This window comes from Pseudomonas sp. A125, from assembly GCF_055409485.1.
In genome coordinates this window covers 176,810-193,084 of sequence record NZ_JBUZVP010000003.1, presented here as the reverse complement: position 1 = coordinate 193,084, position 16,275 = coordinate 176,810, and the positions used below count along the sequence as shown (strand labels likewise).

Annotated in this window: 12 protein-coding genes and 1 pseudogene; 6 read left to right on the top strand and 7 right to left on the bottom strand. The window is 61.1% G+C overall.

The genetic code is table 11. The features are described 5' to 3' along the window. The first annotated feature begins 54 nt into the window (after nucleotides 1-54). Nucleotides 55-1,860, top strand: a complete 1,806-nt coding sequence (locus tag ACZRN6_RS05930; RefSeq protein WP_464007438.1) for an ABC transporter ATP-binding protein — start codon at nucleotides 55-57, stop codon at nucleotides 1,858-1,860. A gap of 35 nt (nucleotides 1,861-1,895) precedes the next feature. Here ACZRN6_RS05930 and ACZRN6_RS05925 read toward each other — a convergent pair whose 3' ends face one another. Next, nucleotides 1,896-2,984 (bottom strand): sigma-54 interaction domain-containing protein, encoded by a 1,089-nt coding sequence (locus ACZRN6_RS05925; RefSeq protein WP_464007437.1) that lies wholly within the window; start codon nucleotides 2,982-2,984, stop codon nucleotides 1,896-1,898. A gap of 429 nt (nucleotides 2,985-3,413) precedes the next feature. On the opposite strand from ACZRN6_RS05925, the gene ACZRN6_RS05920 reads away from it, so the two are divergent. Next, a complete protein-coding gene (locus ACZRN6_RS05920; RefSeq protein WP_464007436.1) occupies nucleotides 3,414-5,519 on the top strand; it encodes a TonB-dependent receptor family protein in 2,106 nt (701 codons plus the stop codon). A 115-nt stretch (nucleotides 5,520-5,634) separates the two neighbouring features. Here the strand turns inward: ACZRN6_RS05920 and ACZRN6_RS05915 are convergent, their stop codons facing one another. The 5 genes from ACZRN6_RS05915 to ACZRN6_RS05895 all read right to left on the bottom strand — a co-directional run bounded on the left by ACZRN6_RS05915 (nucleotide 5,635) and on the right by ACZRN6_RS05895 (nucleotide 10,489). Beyond that, the gene (locus tag ACZRN6_RS05915; RefSeq protein WP_464007535.1) at nucleotides 5,635-6,099 is read right to left on the bottom strand and encodes a hypothetical protein; all 465 of its coding nucleotides are present in this window, start codon (nucleotides 6,097-6,099) and stop codon (nucleotides 5,635-5,637) included. Between the two features lie 105 nt (nucleotides 6,100-6,204). Then, a complete protein-coding gene (locus ACZRN6_RS05910; RefSeq protein WP_464007435.1) occupies nucleotides 6,205-7,743 on the bottom strand; it encodes a cryptochrome/photolyase family protein in 1,539 nt (512 codons plus the stop codon). Next, nucleotides 7,743-8,048, bottom strand: coding sequence for a DUF6482 family protein (locus tag ACZRN6_RS05905; protein ID WP_464007434.1), 306 nt, complete (start codon nucleotides 8,046-8,048; stop codon nucleotides 7,743-7,745). Before ACZRN6_RS05905 ends, ACZRN6_RS05910 begins: the two co-directional genes overlap by 1 nt. A 28-nt stretch (nucleotides 8,049-8,076) precedes the next feature. Further along, entirely contained in the window at nucleotides 8,077-8,619 is a 543-nt protein-coding gene (locus ACZRN6_RS05900) for a DUF3833 domain-containing protein (protein WP_464007433.1), read from the bottom strand. A 382-nt stretch (nucleotides 8,620-9,001) separates the two neighbouring features. Continuing rightward, nucleotides 9,002-10,489, bottom strand: coding sequence for an aldehyde dehydrogenase family protein (locus tag ACZRN6_RS05895; protein ID WP_464007432.1), 1,488 nt, complete (start codon nucleotides 10,487-10,489; stop codon nucleotides 9,002-9,004). 228 nt (nucleotides 10,490-10,717) lie between these two features. Between ACZRN6_RS05895 and ACZRN6_RS05890 the strand changes: the two genes are divergently transcribed. Together ACZRN6_RS05890 and ACZRN6_RS05885 are read left to right on the top strand one after the other, a co-directional pair. Beyond that, on the top strand, nucleotides 10,718-11,887 hold the full coding sequence (locus tag ACZRN6_RS05890; RefSeq protein ID WP_322144465.1) for a p-hydroxyphenylacetate 3-hydroxylase oxygenase component: 1,170 nt from the start codon (nucleotides 10,718-10,720) through the stop codon (nucleotides 11,885-11,887). 59 nt (nucleotides 11,888-11,946) lie between these two features. Further along, nucleotides 11,947-12,423: pseudogene (locus tag ACZRN6_RS05885) on the top strand (flavin reductase family protein); the annotation flags it as partial. Between the two features lie 207 nt (nucleotides 12,424-12,630). Here the strand turns inward: ACZRN6_RS05885 and ACZRN6_RS05880 are convergent. Further along, complete coding sequence (locus ACZRN6_RS05880; RefSeq protein ID WP_464007431.1) at nucleotides 12,631-13,959, bottom strand: alginate export family protein; 1,329 nt, start codon at nucleotides 13,957-13,959, stop codon at nucleotides 12,631-12,633. A gap of 217 nt (nucleotides 13,960-14,176) precedes the next feature. On the opposite strand from ACZRN6_RS05880, the gene ACZRN6_RS05875 reads away from it, so the two are divergent. Both ACZRN6_RS05875 and ACZRN6_RS05870 read left to right on the top strand, forming a co-directional pair. Continuing rightward, entirely contained in the window at nucleotides 14,177-15,673 is a 1,497-nt protein-coding gene (locus tag ACZRN6_RS05875) for an APC family permease (RefSeq protein ID WP_464007430.1), read from the top strand. Next, nucleotides 15,654-16,238 (top strand): DUF3156 family protein, encoded by a 585-nt coding sequence (locus ACZRN6_RS05870; protein ID WP_322144468.1) that lies wholly within the window; start codon nucleotides 15,654-15,656, stop codon nucleotides 16,236-16,238. The genes ACZRN6_RS05875 and ACZRN6_RS05870 overlap by 20 nt, the downstream gene beginning before the upstream one ends. Nucleotides 16,239-16,275: the final 37 nt, after the last annotated feature.

The following is a 16,275-nucleotide window of genomic DNA, read 5'->3' as shown; positions in this document are numbered from 1 at the left end:
TTTTTTGCCTGAAAGCTGCGCGGCCACAGGCGTCATTCAGGAATGTCATTGGCCATGAGCTCGTCTTTCTCATTGTTTCGCACCTGGAATGTCCAGCACTTGCCGTCGACCCCGGCAGCCTTTGTGCGACATTTCATTGGTCATTTCAAAGGCTGGTACCTGGCTATTTTGCTGCTGCAGATTGCCGCCGTGGTGTGCTCGATTCTGATTCCCTGGGGCTTGGGCCAAATCACCCGTACGGTCAGCAACGGGCTGGAGGCAGAGCGTGCGTTTGAGGTGCTGCGCTGGCCCTTGACCCTGTTCGCCGTGCTGTTGGTGTGCGAGGTGGTGTTCACCCGCGCGGCGGCGGGCTGCCATATCCATGTGTTGCCGTTGCAGCGGCGCACGGTGACTCATGTGGTATTCGCCTACCTGCAACAGCACTCCCACCGTTTTATCAGCAATGAGTTTGCCGGCGCGCTGGCGCACCGGGTGTCCGAAGTGACCCTTGGGGTGAACCAGACGTTGAGCATCCTGCTGTTCGACCTGATCCCGCTGCTGGTAACGCTGAGCCTGGCCACGGCGTTGCTGTGGACGGCATCACCGCTGTTGGCCTTGTTCATGGCCGGCTGGTCCGTGGTGTTTATCGGCATCTGTTACCTGCTTGCGCGGCGCAGTCATCCCCTTGCGCAGCAGTATTCGGCAGCGCGCAGCACCAGTACCGGCAAGGTCGTGGACGCCGTGTCCAACCTGGCCAATATCCGCCTGTTCGCCCGGCATGCGTTCGAGCACAGTTACCTGGGCACCTTCCTCGACAAGGAGGTGACGGCGGCCTATCGCTCCCTCGGCTACATGGAGCGCATCCGCTGGTTCCAGACCAGCTGTGGCGTGGTGCTCAAGCTGGGCCTGTTGCTGCTTGCCCTCTACCTGTGGCGCAGTCACCGCATCGACATCGCCGCGTTTGTGATGTCCACCAGCCTGTCGCTGTTGATCATCAGCGACGTGGGCAACCTGTCGCGGCGCTTTCTCGAGTTCTTCGAGGCCACCGGCAATATCGCCAACGGCGTGCGTACCCTGATTCGTCCTCATGAAGTCATCGACCAGCCCGGTGCGAAGGCACTGCTGGTCAAGCGCGGGGATATCGAATTTCGCGACGTAGGCTTCAGCTACGGCGCCGGCCGGCCGATTTTCGAGCAGCTGAATATCGTCATCCCCGCCGGCCAGAAAGTCGGCCTGGTGGGCGCTTCGGGTTCCGGCAAGTCGACACTGTTGAGCCTGCTGCTGCGCCTCTACGACGTACAACAAGGCCAGGTGCTGGTGGACGGCAAGGACGTACGCGACGTTACCCAGCATTCGCTGCACCAGCAGATCGGCCTGATTCCCCAGGAGCCCGGCCTGTTCCACCGCAGCATTCGCGAAAACATCCATTACGGCCGCCTGGACGCCTCGATGGACGAAGTCGCCGAGGCCATTCACCGCGCCGGCGCCAGTGAGTTTATCGACAGCATGGAACACGGCTACGAGTCGCTGGTGGGTGAGCGTGGGGTCAAGTTGTCCGGTGGCCAGCGCCAGCGCATTGCGATCGCCCGGGTGTTGCTGAAAAACGCGCCGATTTTGGTGATGGATGAAGCCACTTCCAGCCTGGACTCGATCACCGAGCGCTTTATCCAGGACAAGCTCGACGAAATCATGGAGGACAAGACCGTGCTGGTGGTGGCGCACCGGCTGTCCACCGTGGCCCATCTGGACCGGATCCTGGTGTTCGACAATGGCCGGGTGATCGAGGACGGCAGCCATGAACAGCTGCTGCGCCAGGGCGGGCAATATGCGCGGTTGTGGAGTCGCCAGTTCAGCGATGCGCTGGATGAAGTGGCGCTGTGATCACGCGGCGCATCGGGTACGCCGCGTGTTGAGGTTCAGATCGACAGGTGTAGCACCCGATCATCCTTGGCACTGGCCAACGGTCGTCGTTTGTTGACCTTCAGCTCACCGAGGTTGATCAGCAGGGTACGGGTCACGTTGCGACTCAGCCCCAGCAACTCGGCGGTGTGCACCTGGTTGTGGTGGCACAGCCGGTAGGCGGCGGTCAGCAGGCTGCGCTCGACCTGTTCATGGAGGTTGTCGATCTGCTCTTCGAACAGACGCTGGAAGGCCTGGTCGAGCAAGTCATGGGCGGTGGTGCTGTCTTCCTGGCGTTCGATGCGCAGGTTGGACATGCGCAAGTCATCGGCCTGGATCACGCCATCGCGGCAGATCAGCAAGGTGTGGTGGATGACGTTTTCCAGCTCGCGGATATTCCCCGGCCAACTGTAGGTGGCCAGCCGTTGCTCGGCTTCCTTGCTCAAGATGACCTCGCTATACCCCAGGCGGCGGGTGTAAGTGTCGATGAAGTACTGCACCAGCGGCAGGATATCGCCGGGGCGATCCCGCAGCGGGCTGAGTTCGAGGTTGACCACGTTCAGGCGGTAGAACAGGTCCTCGCGAAAATGCCCGGCATTGATAGCTTTTTCCAGCTGCACGTTGGTCGCCGCCAGCACCCGCACATTGATCGGAATGCTTTTGCGCGACCCCAGGCGCACCACTTCGCGCTCCTGTAGTACCCGCAGCAGCTTGACCTGGATCGACATCGGCAAGTCGCCGATTTCATCCAGGAACAGCGTGCCGCCGTTGGCTTCTTCAAACCAGCCGGCCTTGGCGCTGAGGGCGCCGGTGAACGCGCCTTTCTCGTGGCCGAACAGTTCGGCTTCCACCAGCGATTCGGAGAACGCGCCGCAATTCACCGCCACGAAGGGTTGCGTCTTGCGGCCACTGAGGTTGTGGATATGGCGCGCCACCAGCTCCTTGCCGGTGCCGGTGTCGCCAATGATCAGCACGCTGGCTTCGCTCGGCGCCACTTGTTCTACATGCCTGAGCAGGGCCTTGGACCTGGGGTCTTCGAATACCTGTGCGGTGGCGCGGATGGAGGTGGCGAGGGCGGGCGAGGGAGGTAAGGTCAGCAGTTGCATGGCGATCCCTATCAATAAAAGTTCGACCCGATAGTGTTCGGATTAATGTGTTTCAAGCGCCGTTAATAGAGCAAGAGACGTACCACGTAACGAGAGGCGGATAACCTGGGTTTTTTGATGCCTGTCTAAGAGCGGCGCGTGTCAAAAGTGCATAGTTTGTTGAACAGGTGTTTGGCGTTGCACAGTTCTAGCGGGGGGCGCGCGCGTTATGCCGTTATCGCTTAACTATATAATTAATAGTGCTTTTTCGCGCGTGTTGGAAAATGAACAGGCCCGCAGCAAAGTGTTGAACACGGGGCGGATAACGAAGTCGACGGGCCTTTATTTATTGAAGTTTTGACGTGGCACGAACTCTGCAAAGTTGAAACCAGAGCGCGACTATACGAATAGATGCTCCCACTCAATAGAGAACCCAGGAGTATTTAATTCATGCGGCAACTGTTTAAACCACGCGCTCGTTTTTTTGAGTCATTGGCCACCGCTTCCAGCCTTGGCGTGCTATTGATGCTGGTACAGGGCACGGCTTTTGCCGCCGAGGCCGACCCTACCCTGGCTACGGTGGTGGTCACCGGCGCGCAAGCCAGCGAAGCGCAAAAGGCCGAAAAACAGCTGGCCAGGGTGCCCGGCAAAACCGCAGTGATCGACAACCGCAAAATCGAGCAGGGCCGGGCGGCGAATGCCGAGGATGTGCTGGCGTTGCAGCCGGGGGTATTCGCCCAGGCCACCAGCGGTTCGGGCGCCAACAAGATTTCGATCCGTGGTTCGGGCCTCAATACCTTCTACCAAGGCTACGTGCTGGGGATCAAATTCCTCTACGACGGCCTGCCCTTGACCGGCCCGGGCGGCACCCAGGAAGACATGCTGGACATGGCCTCGGTGGACCACACCGAGGTGCTCTACGGCGCCAATGCCTTCCGCTATTCGGCCTTGTCATTGGGCGGCGCGATCAACTTCGTGAGCAAGACCGGCCGCACCGACCCCGGCAATTACGCACGCTTTGAAGCCGGCAGCTTCGGCTATCGCAAGCAGCAACTGAGCACCGGTGGCGTGGACGGTGACAACGACTACTACGTCAGCATCCAGCACAACGAGCGAGACGGTTACCAGGACAACACGCCGAACAAGGGCCAAGGCATCGTCGCCAACTTCGGCCACGTGTTCAGCCCGCAACTGGAGACGCGCTTCTACATTCGCTACAAGGAAGAAACCCTGAGCCAGGGCAATACCCTGACCAAATACCAACTCAAGCACGACCCCACGAGCAACCTCGTGCCCATCGGGCGCAAGAAGGACGGCTCGACCCTGCTGGGCAGCACCACCACCTATACCTTCGACGATAATGCCAAGCTCGAAGTCGGCCTGGGCTACAACGATTACCCGCTGGACAACGGCTGGCGCTACTCGCCAACCCCCCAGGAATGGCGCTCCCAGGACGTCAACCTGACACTGCGCTACCTGCGCACCGCCGACACCTTCTTTGGCCTGCGCAGCGACAGCAGTGTGACGTTCAGCAATACCCTGGCGTACCTGGCCGACGTGAAGTCCCACAGCAAGGCCACCGGTATCACCCAGCAGAAAACCAACTACACCGGTTCACGCGACACGGTGTTTTCCCTCGGCAACGAACTGCAACTGAACGACCGTACGTGGCTGTCCACCGGGCTGTCGCTGATTGATATCAAGCGCAAGGCGCAGATCGAATACAGCACCAGCACCAATACCAGTGCATTCCCCAGTGGGGTTGAGTACGACGAGACCGACCTCGCCCCGCGGATCGGCTTGCGCTACCAGTTGACCCCGGAGTTCGAAGTGTTCGGCAACGTCAGCCGCTCGGTCGACCCACCGGTTACCTGGCAGTTGGGTAGCACCGGCACCCCTTACATTCGCGATGTGCGGCCACAAAAAGCCAACACCGTGGAGTTTGGTATTCGCGGCGGCCACGGCATTTTCGACGGCAGCCTGACGGTCTATCGCTCGTGGGTGCAGAAAGAACTGTTGTCGGTGGTGGTGCGCCAGGCAACCGCTACCCAGGATCAACTCATCGCCACCTCCAACGGCAGCGCGACGATTCACCAGGGCATCGAAGCGGGCTTGAATGCGCAGTTGTGGGACGGCGGCAATGGCGACACCGTGACCCTGCGCCAGGCTTACACTTTCAACGACTTCCACTACCGCAACGACTCGGTGTTTGGCGATAACCAATTGCCGGGCCTGCCACGCCAGGTCTACCAGGCCGAGCTGGAATATCGCCAGGGCAGCGGTTTCTACGCGCAGCTCAACGCCCGGGCGGCGTCCAGCTATTACGTAGATTTTGCCAACTCACTGAGTGCGCCGTCTTATACGTTATGGGGGGCCAAGGTGGGCTACGAGGCCCCCAGCAAGAAGTGGGAAGTGTTCGTCGACGCGCGCAACCTGACCAACAAACGCTACGCCACGGCCACCAACACCGCGTACGACGCCAAGGGCCAGGACTCGGCCAACTTCTATGTGGGGGATGCGTTCAACGTGACCACGGGGGTTGCGTTTCATTTCTGACAACTGTGGAAGCTGGCTTGCCTGCGATTGCATCACCTCGGTGTGACAGAAATACCGAGTTGCCTGCATCGCCGGCAAGCCAGCGCCTGCGTTGGTTTTTGTTGCTGCTGGAGATTCAGTTCTGCGGCCGCTGCTTGGTCGAATCCAGCTCGGCTTTTTTGCCGGTAGAGATCTCGGTGATCTGCGCCGACTTGGCGATCGCAAAGTCGAAGGTGTCCTGCATCTTGGCAATGGCATCGGTGGCCGTGCCGTTCAGCCCACCGTTGGCTGCCCAATCGAAGTTCCACACCCCGGACAGGTTATCGGCACCGGCCACGTCATGGGTTTCGATCGCGGTGAACACGTCGGGATGGCGCTCCATGTACTGGGCCGCAGCGCTCACATCGGCAGGAACCTTGCCCGAGGCATTGCTGGCCAGTTGTGAAAGCTCTTGCTTGGTAATGGCCGACTTGCCCGTTTGACGCATGTAATCGGCGACCACCTTGCTCGACTTGGCAATGTTCAACTTGTCGTTGAACACCGATGTTGAGGCTTTTTGAGTGGTCGGTCCGCCACCGGCGGGTGTTACGGTAGTAGACATCGGCGCTGCTCCCTCAATGGATTGGATGACATCGAGGCCGACGTTAGCATGGGCAATTGGCCATTTATCGCCGGCTTCACAACAATTCGCAGCGGCCGGAAAATTTCACAGCGTTTCACCCGCATCCAGCTTTTCCAGCAGCCTCTGGCCCCGCTCCCACAGGGCGTCCTGCTTGGCTTCAGGCATGCGGTCGAGATTTTTATACAGCAGGGTCATGCGCTGATTGCCCCGCAACAGGTCGCCGTGGCGCATCAGGAAGTGCCAGTAAAGCGCATTAAACGGGCAGGCATTCTCGGTGGTGCTTTCAGTGACTTTGTAAGCACAGCCGCGGCAATAGTCCGACATGCGCTTTATGTATTGGCCGCTCGCGCAATAAGGCTTGGAACCCAGGTAGCCACCGTCGGCGTGCATGACCATGCCCAATGTATTGGGCAGTTCAACCCAGTCGAACGCGTCCATGTAGATCGCCAGGTACCACTCGCATATCTGGCTGGGCACGATCCCGGCCAGCAAGGCGAAATTGCCGGTGACCATCAGCCGCTGGATATGATGGGCGTAGGCATGTTCAAGGCTTTGGCCGATCGCTTGGCGCATGCAGTTCATCTGCGTCTCGCCCGTCCAGTAAAACTCCGGCAGCGGGCGGGTGTTGCCGAATGCATTGCCCGCGGCGTAGTCCGGCATTTTCAGCCAATAGACACCGCGTACGTATTCACGCCAGCCAATCAGTTGGCGGATAAAACCTTCGGCGGCATTCAGCGCGATGCTGCCCGACCAATAGGCCGCTTCCACGTCGCTGCACAGCTGGCGCAGGTCCAGCAGGCCGATGTTCAGCGCCGCACTGATGCGGGCATGAAACAGGAAGGGCTCGTCGCTGGCCATGGCGTCCTGGTAGTCGCCGAACCCGGCCAGGCCGTACTCCAGGAAATAGTCCCACAGTGCCTGGGCGTCGGCGTGGGTCACCGGGTAATCGAAGGTGTCCAGGGCACCGTAGTGGCTGCTGAAGTGTTTTGCCACCAGCACGAGCACGTCCTGGGTGATTGAATCCGAGCCAAAACGTAACGGGTAGGGCGCCTTGGTGCCCTTGGGCAGCGCCTTGCGGTTGTCTGCATCAAAGTTCCAGGCGCCGCCGACCGGCGTGCCGTCGCCGTTGAGCAACAGCCCGCTCTTGCGGCGCATCTCCCGGTAGAAGTACTCCATGCGCAGCTGTTTTTTGCCGTTAGCCCAGCCGGCGAATTCGTCACGGCTGCACAGGAAGCGGCCGTCGGCGTGCCACTGGATCGGTAAACCGCTGTCCTTCAGCGATTGTTCCAGGCGCCAGTCGCCGCATTCGGTCAGGTGCAGTTCATGTGCTTGCATCAGCGATTGCCAGCGGCCTAATTCGCCGGGTACCGAACCGGTGTTTTGCGGGTCATCCAGGCTGACGTACTGCACCCGAACGCCACGCTCGCGCAACGCCTCGGCAAAATGGCGCATGGCGCTGAAGATCAGCGCGATTTTTTGCGGATGGTGGGGCACATGGCTCGCTTCCTCCATCACCTCGACCATCAAGACTGCATCAAGCGGGGTATCCAAGCCTTCCAATGAGGCCAGGTCAAACGACAACTGGTCGCCCAGCACCAGGCACAGGTTGCGAACGGCCGGCATCACCAGGGCGCCGCCAGGGAAAACGGCGTGCGCAGTGGCTCAACAGGCCCTTCACGCCGGCCGCACATTTCATCATGGGCGCACTGATGCACCAGGGTGCAGGGGAATGCAGGGACCGACTGCAACACCTCACGCAGGTGATTGACGGAGCGAAAGTGCAGGGGCTTTGCCGCGGCGTCCAGCAGCGTGAACTGGCCGTGGTCCAGCCGCACGCGTGCCAGATAGAAGCCGCCTTCCAGCGACAGCAACTCCATTTCACGTACATCGCCTTGGGTGGCCAGTTGGGTCAGGGCTTGCAGGTTCATGGTTCACTCCTTGCTTATCAGGATTGCTTCAGTCGGAGCTTGCCGAAGACTGGCGACGGAAGAACAACGTCACCTGGCCCACCTCGACACCCAACTTGGACATGCTGGAACGATTGATCAACGTGTCCTCGTCCATCAGGTACATCCAGTCGTCGAGGCTCACTTCGTACACAGAGCCATCAACCGGCAGGTTCAGGACGTAGCGCCAGCGCAACGCGTTGCCGGCCACTTCGCCCTTGGCCTCACCGACCACGTCGTCGGCGCGGCCGCGCCAGTGGCCCGGGCCGTCGGGAGTCAGGGTCCAGACACGTCGTTGGCGAGTGCCGTCGCTGTAGAGAAAGCGTTCGTCGAGAATCAGGTTCTCACCGTCGCGATGGCTGGCGATATTGACTTCGAAGCGCTTGGCGACTTCACCCGAGCGTTTTTCGAATATCCCCCATGCCTTGACGGGCTTGCTGAAGAAACGCACCAGGTCCAGTGGCGGTTGCTGGTCGGCGTAGTGTTTGACATCGACGCTGCCACAGCTGGCCAAACCAAGCACCAGGGCCAGCGAAACCAATAGACGGGTCATTGCGTTACTCCCGGAGAGGGTTTGATGTGACTGATACTTGTACAAAATAATAAATTTGTACAGGTATTTAGAGAGGTGCCAGAGTGTTCCCGCCTGGCGGTCTGCCCATTTGGCCCCCGGGCCCGTCGCGGTTACTTTTGGCCGTCATGGTTGACGGGGCCTTTAGATCAAGCACACAGCAGCTCGAGTGGAAGAAGCCAGAGCCAACACCAAGCTGCTTTTCTGTAGGAGCTGGCTTGCCGGCGATGCAGACAACTCGGTGCATCAGCTACACCCAACTGATGCCATCGCCGGCAAGCCAGCGCCTACAGTGGGCCGTGCCCACTTTTCAAGCGTGGGGTATCGACCGAGCGCACCAGCACCCACACCCTGAACGCGATGATCAGTAGCGAATCATCACCGACTTGAGCTCTGTGTAGTCCTCGATAAAGGCTGCGCCAAATTCACGTCCCACCCCCGAAGACTTGTTGCCGCCAAACGGCACCGCCGGGTCGAGCATCGTGTGCATGTTCACCCACACCGTGCCCGCATTGATCGCCGGCACCATGCGCAGGGCCTTGCTCAAATCGTTGGTCCAGAGGCTGGCACTCAGGCCGTACGGGGTGTTGTTCATCAGTTCGAGCAGTTCTTCCTCGGTGTCGTAGGGGAAGAATGTGGCGATCGGGCCGAAGGTTTCTTCGTTGAGCAGGGTGTCGTTGATCGTGTTGGCGAGAATCACGGTGGGCTCTACATAGCAGCCCGGCCCGTCGATCAGCTTGCCGCCGTGGACGATCGTATTGTTTTCGGCACGGGCCTTGGCAAAGAACCATTCGAGTTTCTTTTGATGCTGGCGGTTGGTCACCGGGCCGAATTCGGTGCGCTCGTCCAGCGGCGAGCCGATGTTCAACCGGCCCAGGCGTTGCGCCAGCTTGTCCATGATCGGCTCGATCTGCGAGCGGTGGGCGAAGAAGCGTTCGGCGGCCGCGCAGATCTGGCCGGAGTGCAGGAAGCCGGCTTCGATGATGCCGTTGACCGCCTTGTCCAGGTCCACATCCCGCAGAAACCCGGCGCAGTTTTTGCCCCCCAGTTCCAGGGTTGCCCGGGTTAACCCGGCGCCCATGGCGCTGCGGCCCACGGCGATGCCGGTGGGCACCGAGCCGGTAAACGAGACCTTGTCGGTGCCCGGGTGCTCCACCAGGCCTTTACCCACATGCCCGCCGCCGGTCAACACGTTCAGCACGCCCGCCGGCAGGCCTGCCGCGATGGCCAGTTCGGCGATGCGCAGGATGGTCAGCGGGGTGAACTCGCTGGGCTTGATGATGATGCTGCACCCGGTCACCAGCGCCGAGGCGAGCTTCCAGATGGCGATCATGGTCGAGAAATTCCACGGCACGATGCCCACCACTACGCCCACCGGCTCGCGCAGGGTGAACGCGGTGTAGCGTTCGCCGGCGAAGGAGGGCAGTGACGGGGTGATGGTCTGGCCGCTGATCTTGGTGGCCCAGCCGGCGTAGTAGCGCAGGAAGTGCGCCGCCTGGTCCACTTCAAAGGCTCGGGAAATCTGGATGATCTTGCCCGACTGGCAGGTTTCGATCTGCGCCAGTTCTTCGCGGTGTTGCTCCAGCAGGTCAGCGAGTTTGAGCAGCACGTTGCCGCGCGTTGCCGGCGCCGCCTGGGACCACTGCCCGAAGCCCCGGCGGGACGATTCCACCGCCGTATCGATATCAGCCAAGTCAGCATCGGCAACCTGGGCGATCACCTCGCCGGTGGCCGGGTTGATCAACTCCAAAGTCTGGCTGGAATGGCTCTGGACGTAACCGCCGTCGATAAACAAGGCGTGGTTTCGACGGAGGAACGCCTGGACTTCAGGCAGCAGCGCAATATCGCTCATGGGGTTTTCCTGCTCGCAAAAGCCCGAGGTTAACCAGCATGGGCGGCCCAGGCTTGTCTGTGCCTGCCGGGCGGCATGTCTGTGGCTGCCAGGCCTGTGGAAAGTGCAATCTTGGCTGTGGAAGGTGCATTTGCCGGGGTTGTCCTGCGTTCCATACTGGCCTCGCATCCAGCGCCGTTCGTTGATGTTGAACGCCAGCCGGACTTCCAATAATAAGCAGGGCCGTCCATGAAAAAGCCAAACCCGCTCCTCGAAGACCTCAAGTCGATTCTGCCGACCATCGCTGCCAACGCCTTCCAGGCCGAGCAGGACCGCAAAGTCCCCGACGAGAATATTGCGCTACTCAAGAGCATCGGCATGCACCGTGCCTTCCAACCCAAACCGTTTGGCGGCATGGAAATCTCCCTGCCGCAATTCGCCGACTGCATCGCGTTGCTCGCCGGCGCCTGTGCCAGCACCGCCTGGGCCATGAGCCTGTTGTGCACCCACAGCCATCAATTGGGGCTTTTTTGCGCCAAGCTGCAGCAGGAAGTCTGGGGCGATAACCCGAATGCCACGGCCAGCAGCAGCATCGCGCCGTTTGGCCGCACCGAAGAGGTTGAAGGCGGCGTGCTGTTCAGCGGCGAAATGGGCTGGAGCAGTGGTTGCGATCATGCTGAATGGGCAATTGTCGGCTTCCGCCGTAAAAACGCCGAGGGCACCCAGGATTATTGCTTCGCGGTGCTACCGCGCAGCGACTATCAGATTCGCGATGACTGGTTCGCCGCCGGCATGAAAGGCAGCGGTACCAAGACCCTGATCATCGACAACGTGCGGGTGCCTGAACATCGCATCCAGAAAGCCCGCGACATGATGGAAGGCAAGTCCGCAGGCTTCGGTCTGTACCCCGACAGCAAGATTTTCTACTCGCCGTACCGGCCGTATTTCGCCAGTGGTTTCTCCACCGTGAGCCTGGGCGTGGCCGAGCGCATGCTTGAGGTGTTCTGCGAGAAAACCAGGACCCGCGTCCGTGCCTACACCGGTGCGGCGGTAGGCGCCGCGACCCCGGCGCTGATGCGCCTGGCCGAGTCGACGCACCAGGTGGCGGCTGCCCGGGCGTTTTTGGAAAAAACCTGGCAGGAACATGCCGAACACAGTGAACAGCACCGTTACCCCAGCCGCGAAACCCTGGCGTTCTGGCGCACCAACCAGGCGTATGCCACCAAAATGTGCATCCAGGCAGTGGACCGCCTGTTTGAGGCAGCCGGTGGCAATGCGTGGTTTGAGCACAACGAAATGCAGCGCCTGTTCCGTGATTCCCATATGACCGGCGCCCACGCGTACACCGACTACGACGTGTGCGCGCAGATCCTGGGGCGTGAGCTGATGGGGCTCGAGCCTGATCCGAGCATGATTTGACGCCGACCCGGCCATCACACCAATCAGGACTGCGCGTTGATGCAGTCCGGGAGTCTTGCATGTCTGATAACAGTTTCGACCCACGGGCCTTTCGCCGGGCCCTGGGCAACTTTGCCACCGGTGTCACGGTGGTCACCGCGGCTGATGCCAGCGGGCGCAAGGTGGGCGTCACCGCCAACAGCTTCAACTCGGTGTCCCTGGACCCGCCGCTGGTGCTGTGGAGCATCGACAAACGCTCCAACAGCCACGAGGTGTTCGAGCAGGCCAGCCATTTTGCGGTCAACGTGCTGGCGGCCGACCAGATCCACCTGTCGAACAACTTCGCCCGGCCCAGGGATGACCGCTTCGCTGAAATTGAGTTCGAACCGGGGGAGGGCGGTTCTCCGGTCTTCGCCGATTGCTCGGCGCGGTTTCACTGCGAGAAATATCAGCAATTGGATGGTGGCGATCACTGGATCATGATCGGCAAGGTCGTGGCCTTCGATGATTTTGGTCGTGCGCCGTTGCTCTATCACCAGGGGGCGTATGCGCGGATCGAGGAGCGGCAACCGTAGGGCGAACACCTCTCTTGAGGATTGACGCCGCTTGAATGTGGGAGCTGGCTTGCTGTGGTGAGGGGGCTTGCCCCCCGTCGGGTTCACCACAGATTGATGGGGCTGCTTCGCAGCCCAACGCGGGGCAAGCCCGCTCACCACAGCAAGCCAGCTCCCACATTTGATCTTCATCAGCTCGTTGGATTTGCGCTAGAACGGCACGGCCACGGTGACTTGGCTGTAGACATTGGTGCCGTTGCCGCCCACCTGGTTGCCGCCGTTGCGCTCATCCTTGTTGGGCTTGTACAGGCCCAGCAGCGGCGTGACGATCAGGTGCTCACTCACCGCCCATTCGGCGTACAGGTCCAGTTCGCGGCCGTCCAGGTTGAGCATGCCGCCCTTGCTCAACGTCTTGTAGTCGAAGAACAGCGCGCCGACAGTCACGCTGTCCAGCGGCTTGACCTTCAATGCCACGTGTTGCACCTCGGTGTTGGTATTGAACGGCCCCGAGTAGTTGCCGGCCACTTCGCCCTGCACCCACGTACCGTAGCCACGGTTGAAGCCCGAAAACATCGCATCCCAGTTTTTTGAATAGCGGCTGTAGCGGTAAGTCAGGTCCGGCGCCCACGGCAGCGCGGCGAAGGTATAACCGCCCTCGGTGTACCAGGCTTTTTCCGGGCCGGCGTCCTTGTCCTGCCAGGCGTACTCAAAGGAAAAGTGCGCGTTCTCGATCCCGGCATTACCGGCGCCCCGCAGGCTGTAGATGTTCATCCCGGCGCGCTGTTTTTGCAGCTCATTGGCATAACGGTCGTCGACGCTGATGCCATGGATATAGGTCAACCCCAGGGTGCCGGGTGCGGCGGTGTAGTCCAGGGTACCGGCGGCCATTTCGGTGTTGGCCTGGGCCCGGTTGTCGGACTTGATCCACATCACGCTGCCGTGCACACCGTCCTTGCCTCCCAGGCGCAACACGGCGGTTTGATCAAAGGCATGGCGCGCGGCGATGTAGTAGGCGCCGCCCCGGTTGAACTGGCCGTCGCCCACACCCTTGCCCAGGTTCGGGCCGTCGTCGTTGATGATGAAACCGTCGCCGAGCATGATGACCTGGCGGCCGAATGACAGGTCGACGCCATCCTTGCCCAGCCCCGCAAACAGCTCGCCCGAGCGCCAGCCGGCGAAGGCCTCGTCGAACTTGGTGGTGCGCTCGCTGCCGGTGGTCACGCCGGATGCATCGCCATCGCCCCAGGTGCCGGAGCTGACCAGGTTGGCCGTGCCATATACGCTGCCCAGGGCGCCGAAGCGTTGGTCGATGCTCAAACCGTACTTGATAAAACCTTCGCGCCAGGTAGAACCGCCGGTGGTGCCGTCGTAGTTCTTGCGGCTGTTGAACATCCCGTACACCGCCAGGAAGTTACCGGTGACCTGGGTGTCGTCATCGGCATACAGCTCGAACGCCTGGGCCGATGAGTCGCTGATGATCAGCGCGATGCCCAGGCTGACGGCCCTGTACAGGCGACGGGTTTGTTGTGAGTGCTGCATTGTTATAGTCCCCAACAAGGTGAATTGAGGGAGCATTAGGGCGAGCGCCACCGGGCCAAGTCTTTCCCCTGCGTGCCAGGAAATTGACCCAGGCCGCCAGCGGCGCAGCGGTGGCAGGCAGCAACAAAACCGGCGGCAGCCAGGAGCAAGACGATCAGCCAGGGCGGGGCGCAGAGTGCCAGCACTTCTAAAAATCCGCTTCTTGAGGATCTGCACCATGTCGATCAACGACCGGCTCACCGCACACTTGAAACGCGGCACGGTGGGCTTTCCCACGGCGCTTGCGAGCACCATTGGCTTGATCATGGCCAGCCCGGTGATCCTCACCGCGACCATGGGTTTTGGCATCGGCGGCAGCGCCTTCGCGGTGGCGATGTTGATCGCGGTGGTGATGATGCTGGCCCAGGCGACCACCTTCGCCGAAGCCGCCTCGATCCTGCCCACCACCGGCTCGGTCTACGACTACATCAACTGCGGCATGGGCCGGTTCTTTGCGATCACCGGCACCTTGTCGGCCTACCTGATCGTGCATGTGTTTGCCGGCACCGCCGAAACCATCTTGTCCGGGGTAATGGCGCTGGTGAACTTCGAACACCTCAACACCCTGGCGGAATCCGCCGGCGGCTCGTGGTTGCTGGGAGTGGGTTTTGTGGTGGTGTTCGGGGTACTGAATGCGTTTGGCGTCAGCGCGTTTGGCCGGGCCGAGATCATCCTGACCTTCGGCATGTGGACCACCTTGATGGTGTTTGGCGTGCTGGGCCTGGTCGCGGCCCCGGCGGTACAGCTGGACGGCTGGTTCGGTGAGTCCCTGGTCGGTACCGACCTGATGACCATCCTGTCGCTGGTGGGCATGGCGATGTTCATGTTCGTCGGCTGCGAATTTGTCACGCCGCTGGCGCCGGACCTGCGCAACTCGGCCAAGGTCATGCCCAAGGCGATGGTGCTGGGGTTGCTGGGCGTGGCTACCTGCATGTTTATCTATGGCGCGGCGATGAAGCGCCAGGTGGAAAACGTATTGATTGATGCCGCTGGCGGCGTGCACTTGCTGGACACGCCGATGGCCATCCCGAAATTCGCCGAGCAGGTGATGGGCAGCATCGGCCCGATGTGGCTGGGCATCGGCTTCCTGTTTGCCGGTGCTGCGACCATCAATACCTTGATGGCCGGTGTGCCACGGATCCTGTATGGCATGGCCGTCGACGGCGCGTTGCCCAAGGTTTTCACCTACCTGCACCCGCGCTTCAAGACACCGCTGCTGTGCATCCTGGTGGCGATGCTGATCCCGTGCCTGCACGCGCTGTACCTGGGCGGCAACACCGACAACATCATGCACTTGGTGCTGGCGGCCGTGTGTGCCTGGAGCTTTGCTTATCTGCTGGTGACGCTGTCGGTGGTGATCCTGCGGATTCGCCGTCCGGATCTGCCCCGCGCCTACCGTTCGCCGTTGTTTCCGCTGCCGCAGATTCTGTCGAGCATCGGCATCCTGCTGGGCATGTGGTTTATCACCCCGCCCGGCATGAACCCCGCCGACATCTACATTCCCTTTGGCGTGATGCTCGGGTGCACGGCGGCGTACGCGCTGTTCTGGACGCTTGTTGTGCAGAAGGTCAATCCATTCAAGCCCGCCTCGGTGGAAGAGGTGTTGGCCAAGGAGTTCGCCCATGAGCCGCAGCCACACAACGGGTATATCAGCCATGCTGCAAAAACTCTCTGAACTGTTTAGTGCCCGGCGGGCGCCTGCCGGGTATCGGCCCGGCGTTACGCTGGAACATCTGCGACGTAACCTCGGCCTGGCCGGTTATGAGGTGTGTGGACCGACGACGGCGCGGGTTGCCCTGGACGGTCTCGGGTTACATCTGGAGATCGTCGAGCGCACCGAGTCGCAACTGTTGATGCACCTGGTGATGACCGAATTCGTACTGCGCATCCCTGCCTCGCAGCAGGGCACGGCGAGCTTCGAACTGCACCACACCGGGGCCGTTCGACGCACCGGAATCCGCTGTCGGCAGCGCTCGGGAGACAAGGAAGTTTCAGGCATTCTGCAAGCCCAACTGCAGGAGGGCAGCGCGCTGCATCGCGCCTTGATGCCGCTGGACTTCAAGCGCCTGCGCATCGACCTGGTGGATCAGCAGTGGTGCGTACGGCTTGAGCATATGGGCGGCAGCGAGGTGGTCAATCGCATGCCGGCGTTTCGGCGCTATATCGCCGTGAGCAGCGTTCAACGGGCCTGGCTGCTGGACGCCTTGAGCGGTTTTCAGCGCGCTTTACAGCTCCACTGACCGCCAGGTTTGGCATCAATAGTGCAACCACTTTGGC